Here is an 18,660-nt window from a genome sequence, read left to right on the forward strand (position 1 = left end):
AGTCGTTTATCGAACGTCAAGAGTTCCCCAGTTGCTGGCCGTGCATTTCTTGGTTCGTGTTGGAATATCAACCACTTCGTAGTTCCAGACACCTTGACAAGCGTCCAGCGATACCGTCAAAAGTGGACATAGCGTCACAAAGTGAGTTCACGCGTCCGTAACCCGAACTTGGCGACTCCGGTATCAGGACAGACTGTCCGCGCATCCGTGAATGTGATGCGCGTAGACCCGGTGTCCGTTATGACGGTTATCACGGGCAATGTCCAGTGCAATTGCATGTCCGATAATCGGACACTACCGCTTTGTTGGGTCCGGCGGGGAATTTGGGGGCCATCGACCCAATTCAACCGGGGTCGTTGTCACGCACGGTTGCTGGCAATTTCACGCCACTGGCGAGTATTCGCCGCCCGGGGGAGCGGAAAGCGCGGGCCGGAGCCGCGGTGGCTCCGGCCCGCGCTGGGGCTTGCGAGGCGGGTCAGGCGAACTTGTACGCCCTGGTGCCGGTCTTCTCCAGCATCGAGGTGATGCCGTCCGCGACGTCCTGGGTGGTGATCGGGACGAGCGCGCCGCCCTTCTTGGTCTTGCTCTTGGCGAAGGCGCCGTCCAGCTCGGCGGTCAGCTTGTCCAGGTCCCAGGTCGGCACGATCTTGCCGGAGGCGTCCGGGGCCAGCGTGAGCACCTTGGCGGCGATCGTCTTGGTGAAGTCCCAGCGCTTGGTGCCGGCGGTGACCGAGACCGGCCCGCTGGTGACCTGCTTGCCGAGCGACTCGGCGGCTGCCTTCAACGTCTCCTCGGAGACCTTCGGCTGAGCCGCCGTCACCGGGACGCTCAGCACCGCGTCCGGCTGCCCGGCGGCCCGGGCCCGGTACGCCTGCTCGACCTGGTCCAGCGCGGCGGCGGCGTCCACCCGCTGCCCGGCCCGGCCCGGGACCACCTCGGCCTTGCCGTCCGGGGTGAACCGGACGAAGCCCTCCTGCAGGCCCATGCTGGACTTGGCGCTCAGGCCCTCCAGCGCGGCCTTCAGCTTGGCCCGGTCGACCCGTACGGCGGGGGCCACCGCCTTGCTGCCGCCGGCCAGCGAACCGATCACCTCGACCGGGTTGTAGCTGTGCCTGGTCAGCCCGTCCACCGTCTCGGTGGTGTCGAAGCCGAGCCCGGCGGCGGTCGGGTCCAGGTCCACCGTCTGCTCGCCGAGCTTGAGCTTGAGCGGCTGCTGGCCGGTCTTGGCGACCGTGCCGTCCAGCACGCTGACCGCCTGGTCCCGGGTGTCCCCGCCGATGTCGGTGCCGAGCACGGTGGTGCCCTTGGGGATGTCGGCCTGATTGAGCATCAGGCCGGTGCCGTACGCGGCCGCGCCGGCGAACAGCAGGCCGACCACGGCGTAGGTGACCAGCTTGCGGCCCTTGCCCCGGCGGGCGGGGGCGGCGGCCGGGGCCTTGGCAGCGGGCTTCGGTGCGGGCGGCTCGGCCTCGGCGGCGGCCGGCTCGGGCACGGCGGTGCCGAACGGGTTGGCGGGGGCGGTGCCGAACGGGTCGGCGGCCGGCGGCCGGGAGCCGTTCGGACGGGTGCCGGGGAACGGCTCGGCGGGCTCGTACGAGACGTCGGCGAACCGGCCCGGCGCGGGCGACCGGCCGGTGCCGAACGGGTCGTTCGGGGGCTGCGGAGTGGCCTGCGGGGCGGAGCCGAACATCGCGGCACCGCCAGGTATGGCACCGGGCCTGGCCGAGGAGTCCTCGTAGTCGTCCCGGATCGGGTCGAAGCCGCCGATCTGGGTGTCCTCCGGCTCGCCGTGCGGGCGGGTCGCGAACGGGTCCGCCACCGGCGGGGCCTGACGGACCGGCTCCTCGCGGAACCGCTCCTCGCGGAACGGTTCGGCGGCGAACGGGTCGGCCGCGTACGGGTCGTTGGAGAACGGCCCGGCCGGCGGCCGGTGGTCGGCGTACGGGTCGCCCGCAGGGGGCGGTCCGCCGGGCGCGAACGGCGAGGCGGGGGCCCCGGACGGGAGCGGCCCGGGCGGCATCCCGGGGCCGCCGGGGCGGGCCTGCCGGTCGGCGGTCTCGGCGCGCGGCGCACCGGCGGTCACCGGGGCCTGCGGGCCCTTCTGCCGGGGCCGGAACCACTCGCCGGTGTCGCTCCCGGACGGTGCGGCCGGGCCCTCCTGCTGCCACTCGGGCGGCAGGTTCGCCGGGGTGCTGCTCGGGGCGGTCGCGTCGACCACGCCCAGCACCGGGGAGGAGGGGGCGGCCGAACGGTGCCGGGGGCCGGCGGGCTCGGCCGGCTCGCCGCTCTTCACCGGACTGCGCATCACCACCGGCGGGATCGGCCGGGAGCCCGGGATGTTGATCCGGACCCGGGTGGTCAGCGTGGTCTCGGTCTTCGGCACCTCGTCGGCCTCGGCCGGCTGGGCGGCCGCTGGCTGACCGGGCGTCGGGCCGAACGGGTCGGCACCGGAGCCGTTCGGGATGCCCGTGCCGTACGGCGGGGTGCCCGACGGGTAGGCATCCGGCCCGGTACGTCGGGGCGACGGATGCGCGCTGTCAGATTCGCGGCTGCTCAATGCTGCTCTGCTCCGGGTTCGCGGCCGCGCCGTGGGAACGGCGGTCGCGGGTTGTGGGGGTCACGGTCTCCCGGCGGCGGCTGCTGCACCGGCCGATGGGACCGAACACCCCTCCGACACCAGCTCTTCACATAGCTTCGGCAGGCCAGCAGGCCTGTCGCGGCACCACCTTACTGGGCAAACGTGCGTGGCGAACTGGTTCGGATAGAACCCGTTACGTCCGGTTCCTCCGGGAAAGGTGGGCTGACCGCTCGGGACCGGTCAGCGCGTCAGGGTGCCGTAGCCGAAGCCGGACCTGGTCGGCAGGGTGGCGCAGATCACTCCGCCGACCGCGCCGAGGAACAGGTAGGCGTAGGAGGTGAACCCGGCCGCCAGCACGAAGTCACCCTCCGGGCGCGGGGCCATCAGGACCATCAGCAGCAGGAACCAGCCCGCCAGCGGGACCCCGGCGCCGAGCTTGGTGCCGGTCACCCGCAGGCCGCCGTAGAACACCGCGAGGGTGGCGGCCAGCGCCAGCAGCAGGCCGGCCGGCGGCCAGAGCGACTGGACGAAGCAGCCGCAGAGCGAGACCACGGCGCCCAGGACGAACAGCAGCGGGTAGGCCACCAACCGTCCGGTGCGCGACGGCTGACGCTCGGTCAGCCGCTCCTCGCGGCTGCCGAGGATCCGGGCGGGCAGGGTGCGGATCATCGGTGCGCCTCCAGCCCGAGACCGGCGAACAGGTCGGTCTCCGGCAGCTCGGGCCCGGGCTCGCCCCGGACCAGCTGGTAGTACTCGGTGGCCACCAGCGGCTGCCCGAGGTCGTTGCTCAACGCGAAGTACTCGCCGGAGACGGTGATCTGGGTGGCGTGCGCCGCCATCGCGGCGGCCTTCGCCCCGGCGTACGCCGCGCCGTCCAGCACGGTGGTGACCAGCTCGTCCGGCACCACCCCGGGCACGTCGGCCGGTGCCGCGACGCCGGGGAACGGCGCGGCGGCGGCGGTCGCGGCCAGGCCGGCCTCGATCACCGAGCGCGGCATCCGGTTCCAGTACACCTTGGCGATCCGCCAGGCCGGGCCGAGCTCGGGGCGCCAGGCCGGGTCGGCGGCCAGTTCGGCGGCCCGCATGGCGACCTGATGGGCCTTCACGTGGTCCGGGTGCCCGTAGCCGCCCTGCTCGTCGTAGGTGACCAGGACCTGCGGCCGCAGCTCGCGGACCACCGCCACCAGGTGCCCGGCGGCCTCGTCCAGCGGGGCCCGCCAGAAGCAGTCGGGGCGGTCGTTCTCCGGCAGGCCCATCATCCCGGAGTCCCGGTAGCGGCCGGGGCCGCCCAGGAAGCGGAGGTCGGTGACGCCCAGCTCGCCCATCGCGGCGGTCAGTTCGCCGATCCGGTAGGTGCCCAGGGTGTCGGTCCGGTCCGCGGTCAGCTCGGCCAGCTCCGGCGGGATCACCTCACCGCCCTCGCCGAGCGTGCAGGTCACCAGCGTGACGGCGGCACCTTCGGCGGCGTACCTGGCCATGGTCGCGCCGTTGCCGATCGACTCGTCGTCGGGGTGGGCGTGCACCAGCAGCAGCCGGCGCGCGGGCCGGTCGGAGGCAGCGGTCATACCGGGCAGCCTACCGACCAGGCTGTCCCGTCCGGTCAGAGCTTCAAGCCGTTGATCATGCCGGCCACGTTGCTGGTCACCTGCTGGATCGAGGGGGCGATCGAGCTGGACGCCAGGTAGAAGCCGAGCAGTGCGCAGATGACCGCGTGCGCCAGCTTCAGTCCGGAGCGGCGGATCAGCACCACCACGATGACCAGCATCAGCACGGCTGCGGAGATGGAGAGAGCCATCAGGCTCACACCCTTTCTCGGGTGCACCGCCCTGGGCGGGGCGGCAGGGGGGACGTGATGGCTCAAGGAATACCCGATCAGTGAGGGGCGCATTACTTTCCGTGAGCCGTCCGGTCCGTCCGGAGCAGCCCGCCATCCGGCCCCCGGGCCGGTGGGAGGGGGCGTGAAGCCCTCCCGAGGCCGGTTACGGAGGCTGCTCCGAAAGAGTGATCAAGGTCTAGGGTTCGGTGCCATGACCACCGACACATTCCCCCGGCAGTACGCGCGCACCCAGCGCTTCACCGTCGGCGCACCCCGGTCCTTCGCCGTCGCACCCGACGGGTCCCGGGTCGTCTTCCTCCGCGCCCGGGGCGGCGCGGAGCACGCCAACCTGCTCTGGACCCTCGACCCGGCCACCGGCGCGGAGCGGATCGCCGCCGACCCGGTGGCCCTGCTCGGCGGCGGCGAGGAGAGCCTGTCGGCCGCCGAGCGGGCCCGCCGCGAGCGCAGCCGGGAGGGCTCGGCCGGCATCGTCGGCTACACCCTGGACGGAGCGGGCGCGCTGGCCGCCTTCGCGCTCTCCGGCCGACTGTTCGTCGCCGACCTGACGGGCGCCGGGCCGACCCGTGAGCTGCCCGCCGCCGGGCCGCTGGTCGACCCCAGGTTCTCGCCCGACGGGCAGTACGTGGCCTACGCGACCGTCGAGGGCGAGCTGCGGGTGACCCGCACCGACGGCTCCGGCGACCGCGCGCTGGCCACCCCGGAGCAGGCCGGGGTGACGTGGGGTCAGGCCGAGTTCATCGCCCAGGAGGAGATGGACCGGGACCGCGGCCACTGGTGGGCCCCGGCCGGCGACCGGCTGCTGGCGGCCCGGGCCGACGACGCCCCCGTGCAGCGCTGGTGGATCGCCGACCCGGCCAACCCCGGCACCGTGCCCGCCGAGGTGGCCTACCCGGCGGCTGGCACCGCCAACGCCGAGGTCGGCCTCTGGCTGCTCGGCCTGGACGGCTCCCGGACCGAGCTGGACTGGGACCGCGCGGCGTTCCCGTACCTGGCCCGGGTGCACTGGTCCGAACAGGAGCTCACCCTGCTGGTGCAGGCCCGCGACCAGCGCAGCCAGCAGTACCTGACGGTCGACCAGACCACCGGGGCGACCGACCCGGTGCTGACCGAGACCGACCCGGTCTGGCTGGACCTGTTCTCCGGTGTGCCGGCCAGGACCGCCGACGGGCAGCTGGTCCGGATCGCCGACCAGGACGGCGCCCGGGTGCTGGTGGCCGGGGAGCGGCAGCTGACCGACCGTCGGCTGCACGTCAGGTCGGTGCTCTCGGTGGGCGCCACGGTGCTGTTCACCGCGAGCGGCGGCGCCGAGGAGGCCGACCCCGTCGTGGGCTGGATCGGTACCTTCGAGATCGGCCTGGACGGCTCCGGCCTGACCCGGCTCGGCGCGGCCGGCGCGGTCTCGGCCGTCCGGGGCGGCGACGTCACGGTGCTGGTCAGCGCGGACCCGTCCTGGTCCGGGGCCCGGGTCGAGGTGCTGGTCGACGGCGAGCCGCTGGCCACCGTCGCCTCGTACGCCGAGACGCCGCTGATCACCGCCCGGCCGGAGTTCGTCTTCGCGGGTGAGCGCCGGATCCCGACCGCCGTCCTGCTGCCGACCGGTTACGACCGGGAGCGGGACGGGCTGCTGCCGGTCCTGATGGACCCGTACGGCGGCCCGCACGGGCAGCGGGTGGTGCGGTCGCAGAACCCGCACCTGACCTCGCAGTGGTTCGCCGACCAGGGCTTCGCGGTGATCGTCGCGGACGGCCGGGGCACCCCGGGCCGGAGCCCGGAGTGGGAGAAGGCGATCGCCTTCGACTTCGCCGGGGCCACCCTGGAGGACCAGGTGGACGCGCTCCGGGCGCTGGCCGGGCAGTACCCGCTGGACCTGGAGAAGGTCGCGATCAGGGGCTGGTCGTACGGCGGCTACCTGGCCGCGCTCGCGGTGCTGCGCCGCCCGGACGTGTTCCACGCGGCGGTCTCCGGCGCCCCGGTCACCGACTGGCGGCTCTACGACACCCACTACACCGAGCGCTACCTCGGCCACCCGGACCAGCGCCCGGAGGTCTACGACGCCAACTCGCTGACCGCCGACGCCGCCAAGCTGGAGCGTCCGCTGATGCTGGTGCACGGGCTGGCCGACGACAACGTGGTGGCCGCGCACACCCTGCGACTGTCCTCCGCGCTGCTCGCCGCCGGCCGCCCGCACACCGTGCTGCCGCTCTCCGGGGTCACCCACATGACGCCGCAGGAGCAGGTCGCGGAGAACCTGCTGCTGCTTCAGGTCGACTTCCTCAAGCGGGAGTTGGGCCTGAACTCGGGCGCCTGACGACCGGTCACGGGCCCCGGTGTCACGCCGGGGCCCGTGACATCCGTCATACCGAGCACACGACGGCGCACACTGACGCCGGACCCCCTGTCCCCGGGATTCTTGAGTGGTCGGGCCGAGAAGCGGGCCGAACGGGGAGAGGACAGGACATGGGCACGGTGACAGCGGCGGAGACCGAGGTGGCCGCCTTCCGGCAGGTGAGCAAGAGCTACGGCTCGGTGCAGGCGGTGAGCGGCCTCGACCTGGTGCTGCGGCCCGGCGAGACGGTCGCGCTGCTCGGCCCGAACGGGGCGGGCAAGTCCAGCAGCCTGGACCTGCTGCTCGGCCTGCGGGAGCCCGACCAGGGCACCGTCTCGCTGTTCGGCGGCAGCCCGCGGGCCGCGATCGAGGCCGGCCGGGTCGGCGCGATGCTGCAGAGCGGCGGCCTGCTCGGCGAGGTCAAGGTCCGCGAGCTGGTCAAGTTCGCCTGCGACGTCCACCCCCGGGGCCACAACCCGGCGAAGGTGATGGAGCACGCCGGGATCACCGACCTGGCCGAGCGCAAGGTCGACAAGCTCTCCGGCGGCCAGGAGCAGCGGGTCAGGTTCGCCCTGGCGATCGCCGGGGCCAACGACCTGATCGTGCTGGACGAGCCGACCACCGGCATGGACGTCTCGGTCCGCCAGCAGTTCTGGGCCGCGATGCGGGCCGAGGCGGACGCGGGCCGCACGGTGCTGTTCGCCACCCACTACCTGGAGGAGGCGGACTCGATCGCCGACCGGGTGCTGGTGCTGCACCGGGGCCGGCTGATCGCGGACGGCACCTCGGCCGAGATCAAGGCCAAGGCGGGTGCCCGCCGGATCTCGTTCGAGCTGCACCCCGCCGACGGGTCGGCCGAGGAGAGCGTGCTGCGCGCCCTGCCGGGCACCGTGGGGCTGGACGTGACGAACCGTCCGGACGGCGTCCGCAGCGTCCGGATCCGCAGCACCGACGCCGACGCCGGGGTGGCCGGCCTGTACCGGGCCGGGCTCTACCCCCGTGCCCTGGAAGTCACCAGCCTGGGCCTGGAGCAGGCCTTCCTGACCATCACCGGCGAGGCCGACGAGGAGAACGCGCGATGAAGACCCTGGTGCAGCTCGAGATCCTGCGGACCCTCCGGAACAAGCGCTACCTGATGTTCACGGTGCTCTACCCGGCGCTGCTCTACTTCTTCTTCATCAACGCCTACGGCAACGAGACGGTGGCCGGCGGCGTGTCGGTGAAGGCGTACTTCATGGTCTCGATGGCCACCTTCGGCGCGGTCGGCGCGGTGCTCACCGGCAGCGCGCAGCGGATCTCGCTGGAGCGGAAGAGCGGCTGGGTACGGCAGTTGCGGCTGACCGCGCTGCCCGGCCGGGCGTACACCGTCGCCAAGATCGCCTCCTGCGCGGTCACCACGCTGCCCGCGATCGTGGTGGTCTTCGTGATCGGCGCCTTCGAGGGCGTCGAGCTCTCGGCCGCCCAGTGGCTCGGCCTCGGGGTGGCCCTGTGGCTCGGCAGCTTCGTCTTCGCGGCGCTCGGGGTGGCGCTCGGCTACGCGGCCCAGCCGGACGCGGTGCAGCCGATCGTGATGATCGTCTACATGCTGATGGCGCTGTTCGGCGGCACCTGGTTCCCGGTCGGGGACTCGCTCAAGACGGTGGCGCAGTTCAACCCGGTGTACCTGTACAACCAGTTGGCCAGCTTCGTGCAGCCGGGTCAGTCGCTGGACCTCGGTGCGGTGGCGGGACTGGCCGGCTTCCTGGTGGTCTTCGTCGCCGGTGCGGCCGTCCTCTACCGCAAGGACACCAAGCAGGCATGATGGCCGGCATGTCGAAGTTCATCCCCGCCCGCTTCCGTCCCACCGGGACGGGGGCGGGCGGTTCCGAGTCGTTCGCCGTCGTGCCCGGCGCCCGGGTCGAGAACGTCCGCCAACTGGTGGTCAAGCTCGCCTGGATGCTGCTCTGGATGGTCTACCTCTACTACCCGGTGGAGGACCTGCTCGGTGACGAGCACACCCTGGCGGGCAAGCTCGCCGGCTGGATCGCGCTGACCGCCTTCCTGGCCGCCTACCTGGGCATGGTGGCGGTCCGCTCGATGGCCTCCCCGCACTGGCGCGGCGGGATGGTGGTGGCGGGCGCGATGCTGCTGATCGCGCTGGCCACCTCGCTCTCCTTCGGGGTGCCCTGGCTGGTGCTGTTCACCTACACCTCGGTCTGCGTCGGGGCGGTGCTGCCCCCCAGGCTCGGGTTGATCGGGGTGGCCGGGATCACCGTGATCGCGGTGCTGGTCGCGCTGGGTATCCACACCGAGCGGGACACCCTGGCGGCGATCGTGCTGCCCTGCTTCCTCAGCGGGCTGGCCATGAACGGCCTGCAGCGCCTGATCAGCACGATGCGCGAACTCCGGGAGGCCCGGGCCACGGTGGCCCACCTGGCGGCCTCCGAGGAGCGGCTGCGGCTCGCCCGCGACCTGCACGACCTGCTCGGCCACTCGCTCTCGCTGATCACCATCAAGGCCCAGCTGGCCGGCCGGCTGCTGGACCAGGAGAAGGCCGAGGCGGGCCGGGGCCAGGTGGACGACATCGAGCAGGTCGCCCGGCAGGCCCTGACCGACGTCCGGGAGGCGATCGGCGGCTTCCGCCGCCCCACCCTGGCGGTCGAACTCGCCGCCGCCCGCAGCGCCCTGACGGCGGCCCAGATCGCGGTCGAGGCCGACCCGGCGATCGCCGACCCGCAGCCCGACCTGGAGGCCCCCGAGGCGGCCGCCCTGGCCTGGGCGCTCCGGGAGGCGGTCACCAACGTGGTCCGGCACGGCCAGGGCGCCACCCGGTGCGGCATCGGGCTCGACCGCACCTGGGAGGAGGACGGCAGCCGGTTCGCCGTCCTGGAGGTCAGCGACAACGGTCGTGGCCCGGGCAAGTCCCCGGCGGGCAACGGACTTTCGGGCCTGCAGGAGCGGCTCGCGCTGGTCGGCGGCCGGCTCGACACCGGTCCCGGCGCCCGGGGGAAGGGCTTCCGGCTGCGGGCCCTGGTCCCGGTCCGGGCCGTGGCCGATAGTGTGCCCGAATGATCAGGGTGCTGCTGGCCGAAGACCAGGGAATGGTGCGGGAGGCGCTGGCCGCGCTGCTCTCGCTCGAGGGCGACATCGAGGTGGTCGCCCAAGTGGCGCGCGGCGACGAGGTGGTGGCCGCGGTGCTGGAGCATCAGGTCCAGGTCGCGGTGCTGGACATCGAGATGCCCGGGATGACCGGTATCGAGGCGGCGGCCGAGCTCCGCCGGGCCGCCCCCGGCACCCGGGTGGTGATCGCCACCACCTTCGGACGGCCCGGCTACCTGCGCCGCGCGATGGAGGCCGGGGCGGACGCCTTCCTGGTGAAGGACGCCCCGGCGGCGGAACTCGCCGAGGCGGTCCGGCGGGTGCTCAGGGGCGAGCGGGTGATCGACCCGACGCTGGCCGCAGCGGCCCTGGCGGAGGGCGCCAACCCGCTGACCGCCCGCGAGCGGGACGTGCTCGGGGCGGCGGCCGACGGGGCGGTGAACGCGGAGATCGCGGCGAGGCTGCACCTCTCCGAGGGGACGGTCCGGAACTACCTGTCGATGGCGATCCAGAAGACCTCGGCACGGAACCGGGCCGAAGCGGTGCGGCTCGCCCGCGAAAAGGGCTGGCTCTAGGCAGGGCGTCCGGTTGCCCTCTCCAGGGGCTCGGGGCCCTGCTGACCTGCGACTCCGCCGCGTGGGCGAGGAGATCCGGCGCCGGGGTCACTGCGAAAGTGCCTGACCATCTACGCGACGATCACCTTGCAAGGGCCGGCGTCGCCCACGCGGCGGAGCCGCACATCAGCAGAGCCCCGAGCCCCTGACTCCGTAGCGGGCTGAGCCACTTGCCAAAAGCAGAGCCCCGAGCCCCTGGACCGTAGACCCGAAGGCCCTGCAAAAGGCTGAGCTCAGTTGAGGCGGTGTCGGGCCGCGCGGGCTTCGTGGCGGGTGCGGGCGGCGCCGTCGGGGTCGAAGGCGTCGAGGATCTCCGCGTAGGCGTCCATCTCGGCTGCGCCGGCGATGAAGTCTCCGGTACGGACCATGAGTTGGGCGCGTTCCAGTCGGAGCTGGGCGGGGTGGCGGGGGAGCAGCAGGGAGAGTTCGGTGGCCCAGAGCTGGTGGCGGGCGTGTTCGGGGCGGTCGGCGGCCCAGCTGCGGATGTTGCCGAGCACCCGGAGGACCAGGTCCAACGGCTGTGCGGGGCTGAGCATCTCGGGGGAGAAGTGGTGCCCGGCGGCGGTGGCCAGCCGGGCCACGTCGGGCAGGTCGAGCAGCCGGCCGCCGTGGTACGGGTCGGCCAGTACGTAGTCCTCGCCCCCGGCGGGGTCGCCCACCGCGACGATGAAGTGGCCCGGCAGCGCCACCCCGTGGGCGGTCAGCCCGGCCCGGCGGGCCACCGTCTGCCAGACCAGCGCGAGCATGATCGGCAGCCCGCGCCGCCGCCGGAGCACGTCCGGCAGCAGCGAGGACTCCAGCCGCCCGTAGTCGGACGGCCGGCCGTGGAAGCGTTCCCGCCCGCCGAGCACGGCGGCCAGCAGCGCGGCGACCTCGTCGGCCCCGGCCGGGGCCCGTTCGCGCACGGCCAGTCGGACGGCGGCGGCGTGCCGGTCCAGGGCGGCCTGACAGGCCGCCACCAGCTCGTCCAGCGTCGGTGGTTCGGAGCCGTCGGCGGGCGGCTCGGCCAGCGTGTGCTCGGCGGCGGCGAGCACACAGAGCAGCACCGGGTCGGGCTCGTCGGCCCTGGCCTCGGCGCGGAATCGTGCACGGCTCTGCTCGGTCACAGTCCACACTCTCCGGTGACGCTACCGCCGGGGCAGGCCGGCGTAGTGGTAAGTGTGACTGGTGGTGAAGCCCAGGCGGTCGTACAGGGCGATCGCGCCCGTGTTCGTCACCTCGACCTGAAGGTACGCGCCGGTGGCGCCCTCCTCGGCGGCGCGCGCCGCCAGGACGGCCATCACGGTGGAGGCCAGCCCGGTCCGGCGGGCGGACGGGTCCACCTCGACCGCGCCGAAGCAGGCCCAGGGGCCGTCGATGACGCACCGTCCGATCGCGACCGGCGGCCGGCCGGGGCCGCCGGGCACCGTGGCGAACCAGACCGAGGGGCCGCCGTGCAGCACCCGGTGGGCGGCCCGTTCGACCTCGGGGTCGTCGGTGACCCGGCGGTAGCGGGACAGCCAGTCGGCGTCGGCGGTCCGGGAGAGCCGGACCCGATCGGGTCCGGAACCCAGCTTCACCAGACCGGCCAGCGGGGCGACCCGGACCGTGGTCGGGGCCTCGGCGGCACCCAGCCGGGCGAGTTCGGCGGCCAGCTCGGGCGGCGAGCCCGGCGTGGTCACCTCGAAGAAGGCGGGCAGGCCGCGTGCTTCGTACCAGTCCCGCGCCACCTCCAGCGCCTCGGGCAGCGGCAGGCCCGGATCACCGAGCGTCTGCACCGAGTTGGCCCGCCGGGTGAAACCGGCGGAGGCGCGCAGGGTCCACTCGCCGAGCGGTTCCTGCTCGACGGCGGGCCAGCCCCGGGCGGCGATCCGCTGCAGCTCGACCGGGGAGCTGACGGGCAGTGGGGCGCGGCGGGCCGGGAACAGCGGCACCGGCTTGCCCGCCACCAGCAGTCTCTCCGGGAAGGACACCTCGGGGCCGGTCCTGGGCACCACGGTGAGGCCGTGATCGTCCCAACGGGCGAGTACCCCGATCACATCGCGGAACACCGGACGGTCGTTCACCAGCTCCGAAATCCGCCGTACGGAGACTCGTCGCCCCACGTCAGAGCGGTCGAGCCGGACCTCGGGACGGCCGCCGGCGACGGTTCCATCCATCATCAAGGGCACCTCCTGTGTAATTGCGGTCTCTGACCCGCGATACTAGGGGCGGGCATCGACGACGCCGCGCGTATCCGCGCACGCAAGCAATTAGTTTGGGCTGCCACGCCCAACCGAGGAGGAACGACAGCGTGACCTACGTCATCGCGCAGCCTTGTGTCGACGTCAAGGACAAGGCGTGCATCGAAGAATGCCCTGTTGACTGCATCTACGAGGGCCAGCGTTCGCTCTACATCCACCCGGACGAGTGTGTCGACTGTGGAGCCTGCGAGCCGGTCTGCCCGGTCGAGGCGATCTTCTACGAGGACGACACCCCGGAGGAGTGGAAGGACTACTACAAGGCCAACGTCGAGTTCTTCGACGACCTGGGCTCCCCGGGCGGCGCCTCCAAGCTCGGCCTGATCGACTCGGACCACCCGTTCATCGCGGCCCTCCCGCCGCAGAACGCCGACAGTGGCCACTGAGCAAGTGAGCACCGAAGACACCACGCACGCGCCGCTCCCGGGTCACCCGGGGGCGGCGCGCCGCGTCTCAGACCTGTTGCCCACGTTCCCCTGGGACAAGCTGGAGCCGTACAAGCGGACGGCGCTGGCCCACCCGGGCGGACTCTGCGACTTCTCCGTCGGCACCCCGGTCGACCCGGTCCCCGAGGTGATCCAGCAGGCGCTGGCGGCCGCCACGGACACGCCCGGCTACCCGACCGTCTGGGGCCCGGTGGAGCTCCGCGAGGCGATCGCCGGCTGGCTGCGCCGTCGGCTCGGCGCCGAGATCGGCCCGGACGCGATCCTGCCGACCATCGGCTCCAAGGAGCTGGTGGCCTGGCTGCCCGGCCAGTTGGGGCTCGGCCCCGGCGACCAGGTGGCCTACCCGACGCTCGCCTACCCGACCTACGAGGTCGGCGCCCGGCTCTGCGGGGCCGAGCCGGTCGCGTACGACTCGGTGGACGAGCTGGACCCCACCCGGGTCCGGCTGCTCTGGCTCAACTCGCCGTCCAACCCGACCGGTCGGGTGCTGACGGCGGACCAGCTCCGGCACGCCGTGGCCTGGGCCAGGGAGCACCGGGTGCTGCTGGTCAGCGACGAGTGCTACCTGGAACTCGGCTGGGAGGCCGACCCGGTCTCGGTGCTGCGCCAGGACGTCTGCGGCGGCGACCACGAGGGCCTGCTCGTGGTGCACTCGCTCTCCAAGCGCTCCAACCTGGCCGGCTACCGCGCCTCCTTCGTGGCCGGTGACCCGGTGGTGGTCCGGGAGTTGCTGGAGATCCGCAAGCACGGCGGGATGATCGTGCCCGCGCCGGTGCAGGCCGCGACGGTCGTGGCGCTGGCCGACGACGCGCACGTGGCCGAGCAGCGGGAGCGGTACGCGGCGCGCCGTTCGGCGCTGCGGGCCGCGCTGGAGGCGTACGGCTTCCGGATCGAGCACTCCGAGGCCAGCCTGTACCTCTGGGCGACCCAGGACCGCCCCTGCTGGGAGACCGTGGCCGAACTGGCCGACCTGGGCATCCTGGTGGCCCCCGGCGACTTCTACGGCCCCGCGGGCGACCGGTTCGTCCGGGTGGCCTTCACCGCCACCGACGAACGCGTCGCGGCGGCCGTGGCCCGCCTGAAGCACTAGGTTCCGGTAGGTGCTCAGCCCGCTACGGGGTCAGGGGCTCGGGGCTCTGCTGTTGTGTGGCTTCGCCGCGTGGGCGACGCCGGCCCTTGCAAGGTGATCGTCGCGTAGGTGGTCAGGTACTTTCGCAGTGACCCGCACGCCGGATCTCCTCGCCCGCGCGGCGGAGTCGCAGGTCAGCAGAGCCCCGAGCCCCTGGACAGTGCAGCCTTGCGCCGTGCAAAAAGCTGAGCGCCTGCCGAAAGCGCAGCGCCGAGCTCCTGGGGTAGTGCAAGTGAACGTCCCGCCAAAGTGAAGGGCCCCTACCGAGGTCGGTAGGGGCCCTTCGTGCGGGAGGGTCAGCCGCCGACGGGCAGGCCGCCGAGGGGGAGGCCGCCGCCGAGGAGGCCGGTCACGGCGCCGAGCGGGTTGCCCGCGCCGCCGAGGCGGTTGCTGCTGTCGGTCGGGTCCTGGGTGTCGATCGGCAGCTTGGCGGTGTCGGGCACGACGTTGGCCAGGCCGCCCGGGAGGGCGCCGGTGAGCTGGTGGGTGTCGGGCAGGCCACCGGTGGGCAGGGCGCTGGAGGCGAGGCCGGTGAGGGAGCCCGAGGTGAGCTGACCGAGCGGGAGGCCGGGGACGGCCGCGCTGCGGGTGCCGGCGGCCGGGGAACCGGGCAGGTGCGGCACCTTGTCGGTGACGGCGGGGGCGAGGCGGTCGACCAGGGCGGGGGTGGCCTTGCCCGCGACGGCGGCCAGCACGCCCGCGGTCTCGGTGGTCTTGGCGGCCGGGGCGGCCACCTTGCCGAGCATCTGGTCGGCGTCCGGCAGGGTGCCCGCGACGGCCTTGCCCGCGACGTCGGCGGTGGCCGGGACGCCGGTCTGCACGGTGGCCGCGGTGGTGTCGGCGGCGGCGTGGCCGGCGTCGTGGGTGGCCCCCTGGAGCGTCGCGTGCGGCTGGTCGAGCTGGCTCAGCCCGGCCCCCAGGTCGGTCGGCGGCACCAGGTCGGCGGCGGACGCCGCGCCTGCTGCGGCCATCGGGGTCGCGGCGGCGGCAACGAGCAGCGCGGCCTGGGCGATCCGGCGCGTGAGGGGGAGAGACATGGTGCTCCTAAGAGGTGAGGTCCCCCCGGCTGTGCACATGCTCGGGCCAGGGGTGTCCGTCGGGCGGACGACGTTATTACCGCTGGAGCCGTCAGAAGGTTTCGCCACCCTATGGTCAAGGGTCGGCAAAGATCGGACGATCCTCTTTCCGACATTCGCGACATTTCGACCAACTCCGCGCGTGCTGGCGAAACGTCACTCCTCTTGGTGGGCAAGGGAAGTACGGCGATGATCCGCCGGACCGTCAGAGCGCCCGGTGCCGTCCACCGGGATTGACCGGAATCACCCGGTCGGCCGGTGGTAGCTCACCAGTGCGTCAACCGGACTTCGGGGTGCCCAGCGTGACCAGCACCCGGTCCGCGCCGGCGCCCTCGGCGCCCTTCGACTGCCAGCCGTCGGCGGGCCTGTCGACCTTCCAGACCTTGCCGTCGTAGGAGACCTGACCGATCCCCAGGTCGCCGGCCTGGGCCACCGCCCACTGGGCCAGTGCCCAGCCGGTCTGCCGCTGGGCCGCCCCGGCCTGCGGGGTGAGCGCCAGCACCGTCCGGGTCTCCTTGCCGGCCGGCGGGACCGGCGTGGTGGTGACCAGCTTGCCGAACTCGCGGCGGGCCCGGTCGGCCAGGTTCGGCTGCGGCTGCTCCTCGTTGGCGGCCGCGACGGTGGCCGCCAGGTCGTGCACCACGCAGCTCAGCGCGGCGGGCTCGCGGCCGGTCAGGGCGGAGGCGAGCAGGGTCGCGTTGGTCTCGTGCTTGGCGTACGCCTGCGGGAAGCCGCTGCGCTGCACCTCCTGGGCCGCGTCGGTGAGCGGCAGCCGGGCGTAGCCGGGCACCTTGACCAGACCGTCCAGGAACTTGTTGGTGGCGTACACCGGGTCCTTGATCTGCTGGACGGTGCCCCAGCCCTGCGAGGGGCGCTGCTGGAACAGGCCGACCGAGTCGCGGTCGCCGCCGTCCAGGTTGTGGATCTTCGACTCCTGCATCGCGGTGGCCAGCGCGATGGTGACGGCCCGCTCGGGCAGGCCGCGGGAGAGGGCCACGGCGCTGATGGTGGCGGCGTTGGCGGCCTGGGCGAGTTCGAGGTCGCCCTTGCCGGTGCCGGTGGCCACCGTGCAGCCCTCGGGCGGCGGGCTCAGCTTGTCCCGGTTGAGGAAGAGCACGGTGCCCGCGAGCACCGCGAGCGCGGTGAGCCCGACCAGCACCCGGCGTACCGGATGGCGCCGACGGCCCGTCGACTCCTCTGCCGCAGTCTCGGCCACCACTACCCCTCTCGCCTCGCGTTCTCGCCCGCACACCGTACCCACTCGGACGGCTGTGCGGTGCCGGTGGTTGCAACGGCGGCTACTAGGCTGGCCGGCATGACCAGCCCTGAGACGTCCCTGCACCAGAGCCTCGACCTCGGCCTCGACGGCGGCACGCTGACCGCCAGGTTGGTCGACTTCCCCTCCGTGAGCGGGAGCGAGGGCCCGCTGGCCGATGCGGTGGAGACGGCGCTGCGGGCGTACCCGCACCTGACCGTGGACCGGTTCGGCAACAACGTGGTGGCCCGGACGAACCTGGGCCGGGCCGAGCGGGTGCTGCTGGCCGGACACCTGGACACCGTGCCGATCGCCGACAACGTGCCCTCGCACGTCGAGGGCGACCTGCTCTACGGCTGCGGCACCTCCGACATGAAGTCCGGCGTCGCCGTGCAGCTCCGGCTGGCCGCCACCCTGCCCGACCCGAACCGTGACCTCACCTTCGTGTTCTACGACTGCGAGGAGATCGAGGCGTCCCGGAACGGCCTCGGTCACCTGGTGGCCAGTCACCCCGACTGGCTGGCGGCCGACTTCGCGGTCCTGCTGGAGCCCAGCGGCGCGATGGTCGAGGGCGGCTGCCAGGGCACCCTGCGGGTCGACGTGAGGCTGACCGGCACCCGGGCCCACTCGGCCCGCAGCTGGCTCGGCGAGAACGCCATCCACAAGGCGGGCGAGGTGCTGCGACGGCTCACCGCGTACCAGCCGCGCCGGGTCGAGATCGACGGCCTGGAGTACCGCGAGGGCCTGAACGCCAACCTGATCAGCGGCGGGGTGGCCGCCAACGTGATCCCGGACGAGTGCGTGGTGCACGTCAACTTCCGCTACGCGCCGGACCGGTCGGAGGAGCAGGCCCTCGAGCACCTCAGGGAGGTGCTGGCGGGCTTCGACCTGGTGGTCGCCGACTCCGCGCCCGGCGCGCTGCCCGGGCTCGACCAGCCCGCCGCCCGGGCCTTCCTGGCGGCGGTCGGCGGCGAGGCCAGGGCCAAGTTCGGCTGGACCGACGTGGCCCGGTTCAGCGCGCTCGGCGTCCCGGCGGTCAACTACGGCCCCGGCGACCCGAACCTGGCGCACAAGCGCGAGGAGCACTGCTCGCTCACCGCCATCGCCGAGGTCGAGGACCGGCTGCGGGCCTGGCTGACGGCCAACTGACCGTCACCGGCCGTACCTTCCGTTGTTCCCCGAAATCGGGGAACAACGGGCGTAGGGTTTCGTCATGACAGGCACTGGAGACGAAAAGCACTACGGGGAGAGCCCTGACCAGGGCCAGGACCCCGAGCGGAAGAACGTTCCGGAGAAGCGGAAGGGCCCGGTCCTGCTCCGTCGGGACCAGGTCGGCACCAGCACCACCGACCAGCGGCTGCTGGACACCACGGGTCCGACCGACTGGCTGCACACCGACCCCTGGCGGGTCTGGCGGATCACCTCCGAGTTCGTCGAGGGCTTCGGCGCCCTGGCCGAACTCCCGCCCGCGATCAGCGTGTTCGGCTCGGCCCGGACACCCGTCGACTCACCCGAGTACGCGGCCGGGGTGGCCATCGGCCGGGCCCTGGTGGACGCGGGCTACGCGGTGATCACCGGCGGCGGGCCGGGTGCGATGGAGGCCGCCAACCGGGGCGCCTCCGAGGCCGGCGGCCTCTCGGTCGGGCTCGGCATCGAGCTCCCCTTCGAGCAGGGGCTGAACGAGTTCGTCGACCTCGGGCTGAACTTCCGGTACTTCTTCGTCCGGAAGACGATGTTCGTGAAGTACGCCCAGGGCTTCGTGGTGCTGCCGGGCGGGCTCGGCACGCTGGACGAGCTGTTCGAGGCGCTCACCCTGGTGCAGACGAAGAAGGTCACCCGGTTCCCGGTGATCCTGTTCGGCTCGGCGTACTGGGGCGGGCTGGTCGACTGGCTGCGGGACACGCTGGTCGCACAGGGGAAGGCGAGCGCGCACGACCTGGAGCTCTTCCACGTGGTGGACGAGATCGACGAGGTCCTCAAGATCATCGCAGAGAACCGCCGCCCGGCGAACGAGATCTAGCAGGGGCTCAGCTTTTTGCAGGGCGTACGGATCTACGGTCCAGGGGCTCGGGGCTGCACCTTTGGCAGGCGCTCGGGCATCT

17 protein-coding genes are annotated in these 18,660 nt (G+C 73.0%); 9 read left to right on the plus strand and 8 right to left on the minus strand.

Going from position 1 to position 18,660, the window contains the following annotated elements:
- Window positions 1–475 precede the first annotated feature (475 nt).
- From OHV05_RS21255 to OHV05_RS21270, 4 genes are all read right to left on the minus strand, one after another.
- Window positions 476–2,557: a hypothetical protein gene (locus OHV05_RS21255; protein ID WP_405019088.1), complete on the minus strand. Its 2,082-nt coding sequence runs from the start codon at window positions 2,555–2,557 to the stop codon at window positions 476–478.
- A gap of 261 nt (window positions 2,558–2,818) precedes the next feature.
- Window positions 2,819–3,247, minus strand: coding sequence for a DUF6113 family protein (locus tag OHV05_RS21260; RefSeq protein WP_405019089.1), 429 nt, complete (start codon window positions 3,245–3,247; stop codon window positions 2,819–2,821).
- Complete coding sequence (gene mshB, locus OHV05_RS21265) at window positions 3,244–4,143, minus strand: N-acetyl-1-D-myo-inositol-2-amino-2-deoxy-alpha-D-glucopyranoside deacetylase (protein WP_405019090.1); 900 nt, start codon at window positions 4,141–4,143, stop codon at window positions 3,244–3,246. The genes OHV05_RS21260 and mshB overlap by 4 nt, the downstream gene beginning before the upstream one ends.
- Window positions 4,144–4,178: 35 nt before the next feature.
- Window positions 4,179–4,373 carry a DUF2304 domain-containing protein gene (locus OHV05_RS21270; protein ID WP_403034560.1) on the minus strand — a complete coding sequence of 65 codons (195 nt, stop codon included), beginning with the start codon at window positions 4,371–4,373 and terminating at the stop codon, window positions 4,179–4,181.
- A 232-nt stretch (window positions 4,374–4,605) separates the two neighbouring features.
- Here OHV05_RS21270 and OHV05_RS21275 point away from each other — a divergent pair, with 232 nt between their 5' ends.
- The 5 genes from OHV05_RS21275 to OHV05_RS21295 all read left to right on the plus strand — a co-directional run bounded on the left by OHV05_RS21275 (window position 4,606) and on the right by OHV05_RS21295 (window position 10,394).
- Window positions 4,606–6,723, plus strand: coding sequence for an alpha/beta fold hydrolase (locus tag OHV05_RS21275; protein ID WP_405019091.1), 2,118 nt, complete (start codon window positions 4,606–4,608; stop codon window positions 6,721–6,723).
- A gap of 149 nt (window positions 6,724–6,872) precedes the next feature.
- On the plus strand, window positions 6,873–7,823 hold the full coding sequence (locus OHV05_RS21280; RefSeq protein ID WP_405019092.1) for an ABC transporter ATP-binding protein: 951 nt from the start codon (window positions 6,873–6,875) through the stop codon (window positions 7,821–7,823).
- On the plus strand, window positions 7,820–8,542 hold the full coding sequence (locus OHV05_RS21285) for an ABC transporter permease (protein WP_405019093.1): 723 nt from the start codon (window positions 7,820–7,822) through the stop codon (window positions 8,540–8,542). Before OHV05_RS21280 ends, OHV05_RS21285 begins: the two co-directional genes overlap by 4 nt.
- An 8-nt stretch (window positions 8,543–8,550) precedes the next feature.
- Window positions 8,551–9,792: a histidine kinase gene (locus tag OHV05_RS21290; RefSeq protein WP_405019094.1), complete on the plus strand. Its 1,242-nt coding sequence runs from the start codon at window positions 8,551–8,553 to the stop codon at window positions 9,790–9,792.
- Window positions 9,789–10,394 carry a response regulator gene (locus OHV05_RS21295; protein WP_403034573.1) on the plus strand — a complete coding sequence of 202 codons (606 nt, stop codon included), beginning with the start codon at window positions 9,789–9,791 and terminating at the stop codon, window positions 10,392–10,394. Before OHV05_RS21290 ends, OHV05_RS21295 begins: the two co-directional genes overlap by 4 nt.
- Window positions 10,395–10,666: 272 nt before the next feature.
- Here the strand turns inward: OHV05_RS21295 and OHV05_RS21300 are convergent, their stop codons facing one another.
- Both OHV05_RS21300 and OHV05_RS21305 read right to left on the minus strand, forming a co-directional pair.
- Complete coding sequence (locus OHV05_RS21300; RefSeq protein ID WP_403034576.1) at window positions 10,667–11,539, minus strand: transglutaminase family protein; 873 nt, start codon at window positions 11,537–11,539, stop codon at window positions 10,667–10,669.
- 21 nt (window positions 11,540–11,560) lie between these two features.
- Entirely contained in the window at window positions 11,561–12,574 is a 1,014-nt protein-coding gene (locus OHV05_RS21305; RefSeq protein WP_405019095.1) for a GNAT family N-acetyltransferase, read from the minus strand.
- A 131-nt stretch (window positions 12,575–12,705) separates the two neighbouring features.
- Here OHV05_RS21305 and fdxA point away from each other — a divergent pair, with 131 nt between their 5' ends.
- Both fdxA and dapC read left to right on the plus strand, forming a co-directional pair.
- Window positions 12,706–13,038 (plus strand): ferredoxin, encoded by a 333-nt coding sequence (fdxA, locus tag OHV05_RS21310; protein ID WP_057227153.1) that lies wholly within the window; start codon window positions 12,706–12,708, stop codon window positions 13,036–13,038.
- A gap of 4 nt (window positions 13,039–13,042) precedes the next feature.
- Window positions 13,043–14,188 (plus strand): succinyldiaminopimelate transaminase, encoded by a 1,146-nt coding sequence (gene dapC / locus OHV05_RS21315; RefSeq protein ID WP_405019096.1) that lies wholly within the window; start codon window positions 13,043–13,045, stop codon window positions 14,186–14,188.
- A gap of 335 nt (window positions 14,189–14,523) precedes the next feature.
- On the opposite strand, the gene OHV05_RS21320 is transcribed toward dapC, so the two are convergent.
- Together OHV05_RS21320 and OHV05_RS21325 are read right to left on the minus strand one after the other, a co-directional pair.
- On the minus strand, window positions 14,524–15,264 hold the full coding sequence (locus tag OHV05_RS21320; RefSeq protein WP_405019097.1) for a hypothetical protein: 741 nt from the start codon (window positions 15,262–15,264) through the stop codon (window positions 14,524–14,526).
- Between the two features lie 316 nt (window positions 15,265–15,580).
- The gene (locus OHV05_RS21325) at window positions 15,581–16,519 is read right to left on the minus strand and encodes a hypothetical protein (protein ID WP_405019098.1); all 939 of its coding nucleotides are present in this window, start codon (window positions 16,517–16,519) and stop codon (window positions 15,581–15,583) included.
- A 99-nt stretch (window positions 16,520–16,618) separates the two neighbouring features.
- Between OHV05_RS21325 and dapE the strand changes: the two genes are divergently transcribed.
- Together dapE and OHV05_RS21335 are read left to right on the plus strand one after the other, a co-directional pair.
- Entirely contained in the window at window positions 16,619–17,707 is a 1,089-nt protein-coding gene (dapE, locus tag OHV05_RS21330) for a succinyl-diaminopimelate desuccinylase (RefSeq protein ID WP_405019099.1), read from the plus strand.
- Window positions 17,708–17,771: 64 nt separating this feature from the next.
- Complete coding sequence (locus OHV05_RS21335; RefSeq protein WP_405019100.1) at window positions 17,772–18,578, plus strand: TIGR00730 family Rossman fold protein; 807 nt, start codon at window positions 17,772–17,774, stop codon at window positions 18,576–18,578.
- Window positions 18,579–18,660: the final 82 nt, after the last annotated feature.

Origin of the sequence: Kitasatospora sp. NBC_00070 (assembly GCF_045041205.1) — a bacterium.
Classification (GTDB): Bacteria; Actinomycetota; Actinomycetes; order Streptomycetales; family Streptomycetaceae; genus Kitasatospora.

Bases quoted from the DNA above. Each gene is read 5' to 3' on its own strand.
- OHV05_RS21260 (WP_405019089.1), bottom strand. From the start codon at position 3,247: ATGATCCGCACCCTGCCCGCCCGGATCCTCGGCAGCCGCGAGGAGCGG.
- mshB (WP_405019090.1), bottom strand. From the start codon at position 4,143: ATGACCGCTGCCTCCGACCGGCCCGCGCGCCGGCTGCTGCTGGTGCAC.
- OHV05_RS21270 (WP_403034560.1), bottom strand. From the start codon at position 4,373: ATGGCTCTCTCCATCTCCGCAGCCGTGCTGATGCTGGTCATCGTGGTG.
- OHV05_RS21275 (WP_405019091.1), top strand. From the start codon at position 4,606: ATGACCACCGACACATTCCCCCGGCAGTACGCGCGCACCCAGCGCTTC.
- OHV05_RS21280 (WP_405019092.1), top strand. From the start codon at position 6,873: ATGGGCACGGTGACAGCGGCGGAGACCGAGGTGGCCGCCTTCCGGCAG.
- OHV05_RS21285 (WP_405019093.1), top strand. From the start codon at position 7,820: ATGAAGACCCTGGTGCAGCTCGAGATCCTGCGGACCCTCCGGAACAAG.
- OHV05_RS21290 (WP_405019094.1), top strand. From the start codon at position 8,551: ATGTCGAAGTTCATCCCCGCCCGCTTCCGTCCCACCGGGACGGGGGCG.
- OHV05_RS21295 (WP_403034573.1), top strand. From the start codon at position 9,789: ATGATCAGGGTGCTGCTGGCCGAAGACCAGGGAATGGTGCGGGAGGCG.
- OHV05_RS21305 (WP_405019095.1), bottom strand. From the start codon at position 12,574: ATGATGGATGGAACCGTCGCCGGCGGCCGTCCCGAGGTCCGGCTCGAC.
- OHV05_RS21320 (WP_405019097.1), bottom strand. From the start codon at position 15,264: ATGTCTCTCCCCCTCACGCGCCGGATCGCCCAGGCCGCGCTGCTCGTT.
- dapE (WP_405019099.1), top strand. From the start codon at position 16,619: ATGACCAGCCCTGAGACGTCCCTGCACCAGAGCCTCGACCTCGGCCTC.
- OHV05_RS21335 (WP_405019100.1), top strand. From the start codon at position 17,772: ATGACAGGCACTGGAGACGAAAAGCACTACGGGGAGAGCCCTGACCAG.